This window comes from Streptomyces sp. NPDC001852 (genome assembly GCF_042891825.1).
Lineage (GTDB): Bacteria > Actinomycetota > Actinomycetes > Streptomycetales > Streptomycetaceae > Streptomyces.
Window position 1 is genome coordinate 267,779 of sequence record NZ_JBIATN010000001.1, and the last position, 13,726, is coordinate 281,504.

Here is a 13,726-nt window from a genome sequence, read left to right on the forward strand (position 1 = left end):
AGTATGGGCGGCCACCACATGTGGTGACGAGTGGGTTCCGCTCAGGGTCGGCACATGACCTCGTCCAGCGTGCCGCCCACCGCTCACCCCGGGCCCCTCGACCTCGGCGGCCGCACCGCCCTCGTCACCGGTGCCGCGAGCGGCATCGGCCGCGCCTGCGTGCTGGGGCTGGCGGCCGCCGGAGCGAAGGTGCGGGCCGTCGACCGCGACACGGCCGGCCAGGCCGAGCCGGCCCAGCAGGCGGACCGCGCCGGTGATCTGCCGGGGGCCGTCGCACCGCAGGTCGTGGACCCACCGACCTCGACGCCGCCGGCGCCGATGCGTATGTGTCCGCCAAACACGGTCTGGAGGGCCTGTCGAAGACGGCCGCTCTGGAAGGGGCGGCCCATGGGGTGACCTCGAACTGTGTGAACCCGGCCTATGTGCGCACGCCCCTGGTGGAGAAGCAGATCGCCGACCAGGCGCAGGCGCACGGCATCCCCGAGGAACGCGTGCTGTCCGAGACCCTGCTGAAAGACAGCCCGGTCCTGCGGCTCATCGAACCGGAGGAGGTCGCCGAGGCCGTGGCCTGCCCGTGCAGCCCGCAGGCGTCCTTCGTCACCGGCACCTCACTGGTGCTCGACGGCGGGTGGACGGCCCACTGAAGCGTCCGGCGGCGCCCGGCCGCGGAGTTTTCCACAGGCCTGACGGGCCGGGCCCGCGATGCGGAATCCTGTGACCATGTCTCGCGATCACGTTCAGTCGGCACCCAGCGGCAGCGCCGAGGCCGCCTACCTCGAGCTGCTGGCCCGCGACGCCTCCGCGGAGGCGTACGAGCAGCCGGTGCTGCTCGCCCGTGCCGAGGGCCGACGGGCCGACCGGATCGCCGCGCTGGAGCGGGCCAAGCTGCTCGCCCTGCGGGTCCGGGCCGAGCTGGAAGGGCGCCGGCGCCGTGAGGCGGAGCTGTCCGCGCTGTTCGAGACCGCCCACGACCTCGCGGGACTGCGCGATCTCGACGCCGTCCTGCAGGCCATCGTGCAGCGCGCCCGCTCCCTGCTCGGCACGGACGTCGCCTACCTCACCCTGAACGACCCGGCGCGCGGCGACACCTACATGCGGGTCACGGAGGGCTCGGTCTCCGCCCGCTTCCAGCAGCTGCGCCTCGGCATGGGCGAGGGCCTCGGCGGCCTGGTCGCCCAGACGACCCGGCCGTACGTCACGGACGACTACTTCGAGGACGCCCGCTTCCAGCACACCCTCACCATCGACTCCGGCGTCCGCGACGAGGGCCTGGTCGCCATCCTCGGCGTCCCCCTCATGCTCGGCCCGCACGTCATCGGCGTCCTCTTCGCCGCCGACCGCAGGGCACGCGTCTTCGAACGCGAGCAGATCGCCCTGCTCGGCTCCTTCGCCGCGCTCGCGGCGGCCGCGATCGACTCCGCCAACCTGCTCACCGAGACCCGCGCCGCCCTGGCCGGTCTGGAGCGCGCCAACGAGATCATCCGGGACCGCAGCGCGGTCATCGAGCGCGCCTCCGACGTCCACGACCGGCTCGCCGAACTCGTCCTGCGCGGCGGCGGGGTGCACGACGTGGCCGCCGCCGTCTCCGAAGTCCTCGACGGCACCGTGGAGTTCGGCGAGGCCGACGCGGCACCGGCCGAGGCGCTCGAGGCGTCCCGCGCCGAGGGACACGCCGTACGGCACGGCGACGACTGGATCGCCGCGGTCGCCGCGGGCGGCGAACTCCTCGGCGCGCTGGTCCTGCGCGGACACCCCGGCCTGGACCCCGTCGACCAGCGCACCCTGGAGCGCGCGGCGATGGTCACCTCGCTCCTCCTGCTCGCCCGCCGCTCGGCGGCCGAGGCCGAGCAACGGGTGCGGGGCGAGCTGCTGGACGACCTGCTCGACGCGCGCGACCGCGATCCTCGCCTGCTGCGCGAACGCGCCGCCCGGCTGCGCGCCGACCTCGACGCCACCCAGGTCGTGCTCGCCGCACGCCTCGACGGCCCGGCCGCCGACGCCGACGAGGAGGCCGCGGCCCGCCGCCGGCTCTGGTCGGCCTCCTCCCACCTCGCCGCGACCCGGCACGGTCTGGCTGCGGCACGCGACGGCGGCGCCGTCCTGCTGCTGCCGCTCACCGCCGGCGACACCGCCACGGACCTGGCCCGGCGCACCGCCCGCCAGCTGGGTACGGCCGTCCACCAATCCGTCACGGTCGGCGCCTCGGCCCCGGTCACCGAGCTCACCACCCGTCCCGAGACCGTCGCCACCGCCTACGCCGAGGGCCGCCGCTGCCTGGAGGCGCTGCACCTGCTCGGCCGGGCCGGGGACGGCGCGGCGGCCGAGGACTTCGGCTTCCTCGGCCTGCTCCTCGCGGGCGAACGGGACATCGCCGGCTTCGTCGACCGCACCATCGGCCCGGTCGTGACCTACGACGAGCGACGCGGTACGGAACTGCTGCGCACCCTCGACGCCTACTTCGCCTGCGGGATGAGCCCCGCACGGACCAAGGACGCGCTGCACGTCCACGTGAACACGGTCGCCCAACGGCTGGAGCGGGTGGGCCGGCTGCTGGGCGAGGACTGGCAGACCCCGGCCCGCGCCCTGGAAATCCAACTGGCGCTGCGGCTGCACCGGTTGGCGGCCCCGGACAGACGCTGACCCCCGTACGGACGTGCCGTACGGGGGCCGGGCGTGCAGGCTCCTCTTCAGAGGCCCGTCAGACCGTCCGTGCCTCGGCGGCAGCACCCACGCCTGCGGACTCGCCGCCTTCGGCCTCGACATGGGCGAGAACCCGGTGCCGCGTCTCCCGGGCCACGCCCACCGCGACCAGGGTGAGCACCGCGGCGGCGATCACACGCGGGGCGATCGGGGTGGAGCTGCCGTGGTCGTCGAGCAGCGCGGTGGCGATGAGCGGGGCCGGCGCGCCGGCCGCCACGGAGGCGAACCGGGCGCCGATGGACGCGCCCGAGTACCGCATCCTCGCGGCGAACATCTCGGCGAAGAAGGCGGCATGGGGCGCGTACATCGCACCGTGGAACACGAGCCCGACGGTCACAGTCAGGACCAGATCGCCCAACGACCCGTGTCCACGAGGGAGAAGAAGGGGACCACCGCCCTGTGCTCCACGCGTCCCACGCCCGGCCGACGCCGGACCCACCCGGCGCAGAGCCAGCCGGTGGGCGTGCGAGTCGTGATGCTCAGGCCGGCCAACCACGGAGTCACACGCCGGCGTACGGAAGGTCGCCGGGAACCACTGACCGCGCTTGCCGCAGGCCCTCGCCGCAGTGTGTCGTCCAGCCAGTCGTGGGACCCTGGTCGATCGCTTCGAGGGCGCCGACGTGCACCGGAGCCCAGATACGGGCATTGGTAAATGGAACGGAGGAGATGCTCACGTGCACCACCAGGATTCGGCGCAGATTTATGCAACAGTGAGATGCACCCGCCTACCCCAACCTCATACGTAACATCGGAATTTCCTCTTGCGGCCCCTGCCCGGCTAACTGTAGCCTGCGGTACGCAAAGATGAGGGGCATGCCAGATGGCACACCCATCGCGTTGGAACGGTCTCGTCTCAGGCTGCTTCAAAATTTCTCGATGACGTTCAGCGAAAAGCTGCCATGAGGACTGCTGCCGAAAATTCTCTGCATCGCGCGCTTTCTTGAGAAAACGGGGGGACGAACGGATGTATTCCCTATTGACGCGATTATGGGAATGGCATCGACTCGAACATGTGATGCAGAGTGTCAGCGCAGGTCTGACGGTATTGTCGTGCGTCGCTCTCCTCGCCGCGTCCCCAGGGCGAAAAGTTGAGTCCGAGGCGATCGGTTCGCCTGCCCTCCCCGGCATGCGTGTGGCACGGACGCAGCCCCGCGGCACCGCGCGTCGCCGCGGAAGTTGCGTACAGGCACGGGTTCTGATGCTCATTCAGATCACTGCAACCGGTCGGGTCAGTGGAAGTCCCGTCGACCGGAGCGCGCCCGCGGCCCACTCAGAGGTACCGATAATTCCCGCATATCGTCCGTGTCACGGCCGTAATCTGCGCGCCAGGGGCTACCGGCAGCGATACCAACTCGCAGCCTGACACCATCGAAGTCCCCATGAACAATCTGCACCCAGGCAACTCATGGGCGCACACGGTTTCAAGCCTTTTGGGTCACACCACCAGGGCACCGACCGGATCCGATAGTCCCGTTCGAAAGACATCGGGGGAGTTCAGCATGTCCGAGCCCAACACCACGCCCGCCCGCACGAACCGGCCGGCCGACACTTCCCGAGCGCGGTCGAACATCCAGATCTCCTTTTCTCCAGAAGCGGTAGATCTGCCGTCGCTCGTGCCGACCATGTACACCTTCATGTTCCGGAACATCGCCAGTGACGGCTTCGTCTTCAGTGATCCGGAGTCGCCGGGCGACATCTCCCGGGACTCGAAGCCGGGTTGCATCATCGCCGCCCCGTCCTTCCCGGCCGACACCCCCGGCATCGACGAGGACTACGTCTTCAACTGGGTGCGTGACGGGGCCATCACGGCCATGGAGGTGGCCAAGGCCGGCTTGCCCACCCGCCCGGGCGGGACGGTGCAGACGCTCAACGACTACGTGCAGTTCGCCGACCTCTGCCACTCCAACGCCCAGCCGCCGTTGACCAAGGGTCACGCCTGCTTCAAGATCGCCGGCGACGCGCGCCCGTGGACCGAGCAGAACGACGGTCCGGCCCTGCAGACGATCACCATCCTGGCCGCCTACGACCAGCTCGATGTCGGCACCCAGAAGCGGGCGGTCGACCTGGTCAACTCGAACGTGGCCTACCTCCTCGGCGTCTACCAGGGCCCCACCACGAACCTGTGGGAGGAGCACAGCGGGTACAGCTTCTTCGCCCGCTCCGCCCAGCTGCGCTGCTTCGAGGAGATCCAGGCCTCGACCGTCGTCGGCATCGCCAAGCCGACCGGACTGCGGCCCGCCATCAAGTGGCTGCGCCAGGCCCTCGCAGGCCACTGGGACGGGAGCAAGTACGTGAGCATGCTGGCCGACCCCGGTGACGGGACCCAGCCCTCGCCCCAGAATCCGGTCGTCAGCGGTTACGACCCGAACATCGACATCGTCCAGTCGGCCGTCTACGGTGCCGTTCCCGTCACCGACACCAAGCTGCTGGCCACGGCGGCCCAGCTGCGCTCGCAGTGGGAGGAGGGCGGCATCGCCTTCTACCCGGTCAACAAGGCCGACAAGGAAGCGTTCGGTATCGGGCCGCTGTTCGGCCGCTACCCGGGTGACGTCTACGACGGTGACACCGCGCACCCGGTGCTCGGCGGCCACCCCTGGGCCCTCTCCACGTGCAACGTCGCCGAGCTGCACTACAAGCTGGCCGCCGGGATCAAGTCGAGCGGCAAGGTGCCCATGGACGACCTGTCCGCACCCTTCTTCGCCCAGTCCGGCATCGACGCCTCGACGGCCCCGGCGGCAGCCGCCGCCGCTTTGACGGCGACCGGTGACGCCATGGTGCGGGCCGTCGTCTACCACAGCGACAACTTGGAGCTCTCCGAGCAGTTCGACGGCACCACCGGCTTCGAGCGCAGTGTGCACAACCTGACGTGGAGCTATGCCGCCTTCCTGTCCGCCATGCGGGCCCGGGCCGAGGCCGAGTGACCCGTGGCCGACCGACTCGAACCACCCCCACCACGCCGGTCTGGGCCGCGCCTGGCAGCGGAGGAGTGACTGCCCCATGTACGCGAAGTTCCCCGAGGGGGCTGCGAAGCGCACCGACCCCGCGGCGGCGGCCGGGATTCTCTACGACGCCGTCATCGTCGGCGGCGGAATCGCCGGCGCCCTCATCGCCTCGCGGCTGAGCGACGCCGGCAAGAGGGTACTGATACTCGAAGCGGGCCCCGCCGAGGACCTCACCCTCAGGGGCTACGAGAGCTACCTCGACCGCTTCTACTCGGCCACCACCAAGGACAACCAGTCCCCCTACCCGGTCGTCGCCAACGCTCCGATGCCCCGCGGCACCGACGCCCGGCGCGTCTTCCCGGGCGCGCCCGACGCCTCGGCCTACATCGTCCAGAGCGGGCTCTTCGCCACCGACACCACCTATACCCGGGTCCTCGGCGGCACCACCATGCACTGGGAGGCCAAGACGCTGCGGATGCTCCCGGAGGACTTCCGTCTGCGTACGCTCTACGGCGAGGGGACCGACTGGCCCCTCACCTACGAGGACCTCGCCCCGTACTACAACGAGGCCGAACGCGAGATCGGTGTCTCCGCCGACGTGGAGGACCAGGCCTACCTCGGAATCACCTTCGACGAGGGCTACGTGTTCCCCATGAAGGGGCTGCCCCTGTCGTACCTGGACCGGATGGTCGCCAAGGACCTCGACGGGATGCCGGTCGAGCTCGACGGGGAGCGGTGCGAGCTGCGGGTCCGGCCGTTCCCGCAGGGGCGGAACGGAATACCGAACCCGGCCTTCGACGGTGGGAAGGGCTACGTGCCGCGAGGGGCGGTGAGCACGTACCAGGTCGAGGTCGGCGGGCGGTGCCAGGGCAACAACAACTGCGTGCCCATCTGCCCGGTGCAGGCCAAGTACCACGCCGGGAAGACCCTCGCGGTGGCCCTCCAGAGCGGCCGGGTCGACCTGGTGGCCCAGGCGGTGGCCCACAAGGTGCACGTCGACGAGCGGACCCGCCGGGTGACCGAGATCGAGTACCGCCGCTACGACCGGCCCGACAGCCCCGGCTTCAGCACCATGAGGGCACGGGGCCGGCTGTTCATCCTGGCGGCCAACGCGGTGGAGAACCCCCGGCTGATGCTGGCCTCCGGCCTGCGCGGCTCGAGCGGCCTGATGGGGCGGAACTTCATGGACCACGCCTACCTGCTGGCGTGGGCCCTGCTACCGGAGGTGGCCGGCACCTTCCGGGGCACGAACTGCACGGGCGGCATCACCGACCTGCGCGGCGGCCGCTTCCGACGCCACCAGGCGGCATTCAGCGTCGACATCCACAACGACGGCTGGGGCTGGGCCCGGGGGGCGCCGATGACCGACCTGATCGACCTGGTGGACGCCGGTGGCCGCTACGGCGAGTCCCTCCGCCAGGGCCTGGTGGACCAGGTGTCCCGCCAGCTGCAGTTCGCGTTCATGGTCGAGGTCCCCGCCAACCCGAGCAACCGGATCACCGTGGACCCGGCCTACACCGACCACCTGGGGAACATGCGGCCCATCCTCACCTACGACATCCCCGACTACACGATGCGGGGGGTGGCGTACGCCCGGCAGCTGTCGAAACGGATCTTCGCCCGCCTCGGAGCCGAGGACCACACCGAGTACGACCCGGACTTCTGGGGCTACGCCGTCCACGCCGGCGAGGGGTACGAGATCCGAGGGGGCAACCATCTCGCCGGCACCCACATGATGGGCCGCGACCCGTCGACCTCGGTGGTCAACCCGGATCAGCGGTGCTGGGATCACGAGAACCTCTACCTGGTCGGCGGGGGAAGCATGCCCACCGTGGGCACGTCGAACGTGACGCTCACCATCGCCGCCCTGTGCCTGCGCAGCAGCCGCGCCATGCTGGCCCAGCTCGACTCCGAGACAGCACCGATCGCCGTCACCTCGACCGGAGCCGGCCTGCGCCGCACTCAGGAGGTGGCCCGGTGACCGCGTCGACCATCAACAACCGTGACGACCTGATCAGCTATCTGCACGTGGCGATGGCGCTCGAGCACGCAACCATCCCGCCTTACCTGACCGCGTACTACTCCATCCGGTCCACCACCAACTCCGACGCCGCCCACATCATCCGGGTGGTCGCGGTGGAGGAGATGCTGCACCTGACGCTCGTCGCCAACGTCCTGAACGCCATCGGGGGGACGCCCGATCTGACCCGCCCCGGTTTCGTGCCGTCCTACCCGGCCTACCTGCCCGACGGGGAGAACGACTTCACCGTCGACCTGCGGCCCTTGTCCCCCGAGGCGGTGGAGACGTTCTGCAAGATCGAGCGGCCGGGCCAGGCCCCCAGTGCCGACGCACGGCTGCTGCGCACACCGGACAGCGGCAGTCGGGTACTGGCCTTCAGCCCGACGGCCGAGGGGATGCGCTTCTACAGCATCGGCGAGTTCTACGCAGAGATCATCGAAGGGCTCGAGAAGGTGGCGGCCGGCGACCCCAAGCTCTTCTGCGGAGATCCGGCCCTGCAGGTGGGGGCCGAGTACTTCTACTCCGGCGGCGGAGGGGTGATCGTCGTCTCAGACCTGGACTCGGCCTGCCGGGCGCTGCGCTTCATCGCCGCTCAGGGCGAGGGCCTCGATTCCGGCATCTACGACGCGGACGGGGAGCTGGCCCACTACTACCGGTTCCGGCAGCTGCAGCTCGGCCGCTATTACCAGGTGGGCGACGACCCCGATGCGCCTTCGGGGCCGCCGCTCGGCATCAGCTGGGACGATGTGTACAAGGTGAAGGTGAGCGCCCGGCTGGCCGACTTCCCGGCGGGTTCGGAACTCGCCCGTGCCGCCCGGGACTTCAACGCCCAGTACGGGGCCTTCCTCGCCCTGCTCACCAGAGCGTTCAACGGGCAGCCAGACCTTCTGCAGGACGCCGTCTGCGACATGTTCCGCCTGCGCGACGGGTTCAACCGGCTGGTACGCAACCCCCTGCCGGGCAGCGACGGCCTCCACGCCGCTCCTACCTTCGAGATCCCGACCGCGGTCGGCTCCGATCCGGAGGTCTCCCGGTCCGCCGGTGGGACAGCGCAGGCGGTGACACGGTGACCGCCCCGTCGTTCGAGGAGTTCCTCCGCCTGTCGGTCGACCTGACCGCCTTCGAGGAGACCGACCTGCTCGGCACCGGTCTGGCCCACCAGTACTGGGCCAAAGTGCGGGCCGCCTGCGGCGACGAGACCGTCACCGCCCTCCTGGACGCCCACCGGGCGGCCCGGGCCGACGCAGCCGGTGATACCGGTGGCCATGACCGGATCCCGCTCGACCGGGACCTGTTCGACCGGGCCCTGCGCCACCGGATCCTCAGCGACGAGCGCCTCGGCCCGGTGGCCCGCAACGTGATCAAACTCTGGTACGCCGGGATGTGGTACGCGCTGCCACCCGAGTGGACCGACTGCTACGGGGCTCATGCCGCGGGCGAATCCTCCACAGTCACCGCCGCTTCCTACCAGGAGGGGCTGCTGTGGCGGGCCATCGGGGCCAATCCTCCAGGCGCCAAGGGGCCCGGCTACGGCTCCTGGGCTCAGCCGCCCCGGATCGAGGACCGCTACCTGAAAGGGGCGACGAAATGACGGGATTGGCCGACCGCCTCGGCCCGGACAAGGTGAAGCTCGGCGTCTGCTGCACCCTGTGGTGGAACGACGACTTCCCCGCGATCGACGCCGACATCTCCTTCGGCCAGGCGGTGAGCGAGATGGCGCTCGCCGGCTTCCAGGGCTGCAGCATCGGGCACAAGTACCCCTCGGACGCCGCCGTTCTGAAGGCCGCCCTCGATCTCCGCGGCCTTCAGGTGTCCGAGCCCTGGACGAGCACGTACTTCACGATCAGCAAGATGCGGCAGAAGACGATCGCCGCCTTCGAGGAGACGCTGGCCCATATCAAGGCGCTGGGCGGGACCGAGCTGGTCGTGGCCGAGTTCGGAGCCTCGTCGCATCTGCTGCCCGTCGACGTGTTCGCCAACCGCCCGGTTTTCACCAACGCCCAGTGGGACGCCTTGACTTCGGGCCTGGACGAGCTCGGCAAGATCGCCGGCTCGGCCGGGATGAGGCTCAGCTATCACCATCACATGGGCACTGGCGTGATGACGCGGGCCGACATCGACCGGCTGATGGCTTCGACCGACCCGGACCTGGTCCACCTGCTGCTCGACACCGGCCACATGGCCTTTGCCGGCGACGATCCGCTGGACCTGGCCCGGACCTACGCCGACCGCATCGGCCACGTCCACATGAAGAGCGTCCGGCCCGAGGTCGTGAGCCGGGTGCGGGAAGAAGGCCTGTCGTTCCAGGAGGGCGTCGAGCTCGGCGTCTTCACCGTGCCCGGAGACGGCGCGATCGACTTCCGGCCCATCCTCGAGGCGCTGGCCGACGCCGACTACCGGGGGTGGCTGGTCGTGGAAGCCGAGCAGGATCCGAACAAGGCCACCCCGCTGGAGTACGCCAAGAAGGCCCGCGCCTACCTCGCCGACGTCTTGGGCTGGTAGTGAACGGAGGACACCGGGAATGAACGCGACATTCAAACGGGACGTGTTCTTCAGCTTCTTCATGTTCACGGCCGACTTGAGGCCGCAGGACTCACGTTACACAGCCGTCCTGATCAATCATCTGAAGGCCCTCACCGACATGGGCTACGACGGCTTCGACCTGCACATCGCCTCCCGGCCCGCGACCGTCGACCACAAGCTCGAGACCGACAGCTATGTCGCCCTCAAGAAGGCATTCGACCAGGCAGGGCTGAAGGACGTGAAGTTCACGACCAATGTCGGGACCACGCGGACCTTCGACCCGACTTCACCTTACGAGGAGCAGCGCCGGCAGGCTCTGTCCTACCTCAAGTCACGCGTCGACATCACGCGGGTCCTGGGCGGCGACTCGATCATGTCAGGGCCGTTCCTCTACCCCTACGGCGTCTTTCCGGTCACGGACGCTGACGAGCCGATATGGAGCGATGCCCTCCAAGACTGGATGGAGTCGCGCTACCACGCGGCGCGCTCCGTCTTCGAGGATCTGGCGGAGTACGCCGCCGCGCGAGACGTGAAGCTCGCCATCGAGCCCGTCAAGAGCTGGGAGACGCCCCCACCCAACATGGTGTCGGAGGCACTGGATTTCCTCGACGGCCTCGAGTACTCGCAGGCCGGCGTGACGATCGACATCGCGCAAGTCCTGATGGAAAGCCAGGGCCCGTCGGTCTTCAAGGAAAATGTCGCCAAAGCAGCCCGGCAGGATCGGCTCCACTACGTACACATATCCGCGCCCGACCGGGGTGCGGTGAAAGACAGCTGGATCCCGTGGGACATCATCCTGAACGAGATCGAGCCGGTGTATCGCGGGCCGTACCTGATCGAGGTGTTCAACGCGATCCCGCCGTTCGTCAGCTCCATGCGCATGGCACGCAGGCGCTTCTGGCGGCCAGGTGAGGACGACCCGGTGCCCGACGTCGACAGCGCCTACGACATCGCGAGGGCCGCATTGGAGGAACTGCGAGAGCAGATCATCGCTCCTTCCGCCCGAGTACCTCGGAAAGGTCCCGAATGCTAGCCCAGGTGTCAGATCCCATCATCATGGTCGTGAAGCGGACAGGCGATGTCCGTATTCACACGTTCGTGTCGTCCTTCGCATACAGCAATATTGCGAACGCCACGCACATCATCGAGACCAGGAACCAGCTCGTCCTCGTCGACGGGCAGTTTCTCGTTCCTTATGCAAGGGCGTTCAGGGACTACGCGGACAGCCTTGGCAAGCCGATCGAGAGGCTGTACCTGTCCCACCGGCACCCCGACCACTGGTTCGGTTTGGGGACGGCGTTCAGCGACATCGCGATCTACGCGCTGCCCGAGACCATGAGCTTCATCCAAGAGCACGGAGAAGCCTCGAGAAGTGACCACTGGAAACTCGGCGACCTCGCTCCGGACCAGATAGTCGTGCCCAAGCAGGCCGTCGGCCCCGGCACCGAGACGATCGACGGGGTCAGGTACGTATTCGATCGGGTGACAGAAACCGAAATCGACTTCCACCTGACCATCAGGCTTCCTGAGCTGGGTGTGTATTTCGCTCAGGACCTGATCTACAGCGGCACCCATCTGTACCTGACGACGCATATGGGCCACTGGATCAGGGTGCTCCAGGAAATGCTGCTGTCGGACTGCGATCTGTTCATGCCGGGCCACGGCCTGCCGGCCGACAAAAATGAAGTCGCTCGCAACATCGAGTACCTCTCGGCCGCTCGGCAGGCAATCGGCAACGGGCTGGCAGGCGACGCCTTCAAGGACTTCATGCTCCAGCGGTATCCCGAACGCAAGTGCCCGGGGATATTCGACATATACATGCCCCGGCTGTTCGGCGGCGCGAGCGACTACTGACCGCGGAGGTTTTCACGCCATGAACGAGACCTGCACCGTGGGACAGTACCTGGTGGACCGGCTCCGCCAACTGGGCCTGGAGCATCTGTTCGCCATCGCGGGCGACTACTCGATAGACTGGTTGAACCGCTACGTCACGCCGAGCAGCATCGAAATCATAGAAGAAGTCAACGAGGTGAATGCCGGTTATGCGGCGGACGGATACGCGAGACTGAAGGGCATCGGGGCCCTCTGTGTCACCTACTCCGCAGGTGCATTGTGTGCCGTGAACGCCGTCGCCGGTGCCTACGTCGAGAAGGTGCCGCTCGTACTGATCAACGGCACACCGAGCATAAAGAAGACCATCACCTTCGAGCAGACCGGCTTCAGCGCGCACCACTTCATCAGCGGACGCGAAACGGACATGCAGTCGTTCGAGCACATTACGGCCGCCACCGTACGCATCGACAACCCGGACCTTGCGCCGGCGCTGATGGATTATGCACTCACCCAGTGCATCACCGAACGGCGCCCGATTTACATCGAGCTGCTCCAGGACATGGTCGACATGGAATGCGAGCCGCCGAGGGGCGTTCTGAAGCCGGCCAGGACCTTGTCGGACGAGACCAGTCTGGAACAGTCGGTCGAACAGATCCGCGCAAAGCTTGAAAGCGCAGAGAACCCGCTCATCTGGGTGGGTGTGGAGGTCGACCGGCTCGGCCTGCAGGACAAGGTCATGAGTCTGATACAGCAGCTGAACATCCCGTTCGTCACGGAACTCCTCAGTAAGTCCGTGCTGTCCGAGGATGATCCGCTGTTCGTCGGCGTACTAGACGGCCAGGCATCAGCGCCGGCCGTTACAGATCTGGCCAGGACGGCTGATTTCGTCCTGGCCCTCGGCGTGTGGCTGACGGACATCAATTCGTTGGGCTGGGACCCGGACTACGACAAGACCGCATTTGCGTCGTTCGACGCGGTCAAGTTCGGAACCTACTTCGGCGCACAGGTCGCGTTGGAGCATCTGATCGACCGCATACTGGCGGAAAAGCTCACGCTCAAGGTGCGGGAGATGCCGCAGAAGCCGGCACATGACGCGCCGGTCGTACGCCCGTCGGATGTGATCACGTACCAGGGGTTCTACAACTTCATCCAGCAGTACATCGACAGGAAAACCATCGTCGGTGCCGATGCGAGCATGAACTACTTCGGGAGCCTGCTGCTGGACGTGCCGGGACCGGGCGGCTTCGTCGTTCAGTCGTCGTACTCATCGATCGGCTACAGCGCGCCGGCTGCGACGGGTATCTGCCTGGCGAAGCGGGCCGACCAGAGGGTAGTGGTCTTCACCGGTGACGGCGGCTTCCAGATGACCGCCCAATGCCTCTCGACGCAGACTCGCTTCAAGCTCAATCCGATCATCTTCGTCATCGACAACGGCGTCTACGCCGTGGAGCAGTGGCTCGCTGATGCATCGGTTTTCCATGCCGACAAACCGTTCTACAAGCCGTGCGTCCTGCACCGGTGGAATTACAGCCGTCTGGCGGAGGTGTTCGGTTGTCGGGGGTGGGAGGTCGGTACGTACGGAGAGCTGGGTGATGCCGTGATGGGTGCTCTGAAGAACTTGGACAGCCCGTCCGTCATCCAGGTCCGAGTGCCGGACAAATCGATTCCCGACAATGCGAAGTGGAAAGCGCAGTAGCGCATTCGACAC

General features: G+C 67.9%; 10 protein-coding genes and 2 pseudogenes. 10 read left to right on the top strand and 2 right to left on the bottom strand.

What is annotated here, in order from left to right:
* The first annotated feature begins 54 nt into the window (after window positions 1–54).
* Both ACFYZB_RS01150 and ACFYZB_RS01155 read left to right on the top strand, forming a co-directional pair.
* Window positions 55–644: pseudogene (locus tag ACFYZB_RS01150) on the top strand (SDR family oxidoreductase).
* Between the two features lie 76 nt (window positions 645–720).
* Window positions 721–2,640 (top strand): helix-turn-helix domain-containing protein, encoded by a 1,920-nt coding sequence (locus tag ACFYZB_RS01155; protein ID WP_388752785.1) that lies wholly within the window; start codon window positions 721–723, stop codon window positions 2,638–2,640.
* Window positions 2,641–2,698: 58 nt separating this feature from the next.
* Here the strand turns inward: ACFYZB_RS01155 and ACFYZB_RS01160 are convergent.
* Window positions 2,699–3,087, bottom strand: a pseudogene (locus tag ACFYZB_RS01160) (MFS transporter); the annotation flags it as partial.
* Between the two features lie 1,048 nt (window positions 3,088–4,135).
* The gene (locus ACFYZB_RS01165; protein ID WP_351205510.1) at window positions 4,136–4,336 is read right to left on the bottom strand and encodes a hypothetical protein; all 201 of its coding nucleotides are present in this window, start codon (window positions 4,334–4,336) and stop codon (window positions 4,136–4,138) included.
* On the opposite strand from ACFYZB_RS01165, the gene ACFYZB_RS01170 reads away from it, so the two are divergent.
* The 8 genes from ACFYZB_RS01170 to ACFYZB_RS01205 all read left to right on the top strand — a co-directional run bounded on the left by ACFYZB_RS01170 (window position 4,335) and on the right by ACFYZB_RS01205 (window position 13,714).
* The gene (locus ACFYZB_RS01170) at window positions 4,335–5,621 is read left to right on the top strand and encodes a glycoside hydrolase family 15 protein (RefSeq protein WP_388752787.1); all 1,287 of its coding nucleotides are present in this window, start codon (window positions 4,335–4,337) and stop codon (window positions 5,619–5,621) included. The genes ACFYZB_RS01165 and ACFYZB_RS01170 overlap by 2 nt on opposite strands.
* 76 nt (window positions 5,622–5,697) lie before the next feature.
* Complete coding sequence (locus tag ACFYZB_RS01175) at window positions 5,698–7,623, top strand: GMC family oxidoreductase (RefSeq protein ID WP_388752789.1); 1,926 nt, start codon at window positions 5,698–5,700, stop codon at window positions 7,621–7,623.
* Entirely contained in the window at window positions 7,620–8,732 is a 1,113-nt protein-coding gene (locus ACFYZB_RS01180) for a ferritin-like protein (protein WP_388752792.1), read from the top strand. Before ACFYZB_RS01175 ends, ACFYZB_RS01180 begins: the two co-directional genes overlap by 4 nt.
* Entirely contained in the window at window positions 8,729–9,253 is a 525-nt protein-coding gene (locus ACFYZB_RS01185) for a hypothetical protein (protein WP_388752794.1), read from the top strand. The genes ACFYZB_RS01180 and ACFYZB_RS01185 overlap by 4 nt, the downstream gene beginning before the upstream one ends.
* Window positions 9,250–10,164 (top strand): myo-inosose-2 dehydratase, encoded by a 915-nt coding sequence (iolE, locus tag ACFYZB_RS01190; RefSeq protein ID WP_388752797.1) that lies wholly within the window; start codon window positions 9,250–9,252, stop codon window positions 10,162–10,164. Before ACFYZB_RS01185 ends, iolE begins: the two co-directional genes overlap by 4 nt.
* 19 nt (window positions 10,165–10,183) lie before the next feature.
* The gene (locus tag ACFYZB_RS01195; RefSeq protein WP_388752800.1) at window positions 10,184–11,218 is read left to right on the top strand and encodes a sugar phosphate isomerase/epimerase family protein; all 1,035 of its coding nucleotides are present in this window, start codon (window positions 10,184–10,186) and stop codon (window positions 11,216–11,218) included.
* A gap of 5 nt (window positions 11,219–11,223) precedes the next feature.
* Window positions 11,224–12,039 carry a hypothetical protein gene (locus ACFYZB_RS01200; RefSeq protein ID WP_388752803.1) on the top strand — a complete coding sequence of 272 codons (816 nt, stop codon included), beginning with the start codon at window positions 11,224–11,226 and terminating at the stop codon, window positions 12,037–12,039.
* A 19-nt stretch (window positions 12,040–12,058) separates the two neighbouring features.
* On the top strand, window positions 12,059–13,714 hold the full coding sequence (locus ACFYZB_RS01205) for an alpha-keto acid decarboxylase family protein (protein WP_388752806.1): 1,656 nt from the start codon (window positions 12,059–12,061) through the stop codon (window positions 13,712–13,714).
* The last annotated feature ends 12 nt before the right edge of the window (window positions 13,715–13,726 follow it).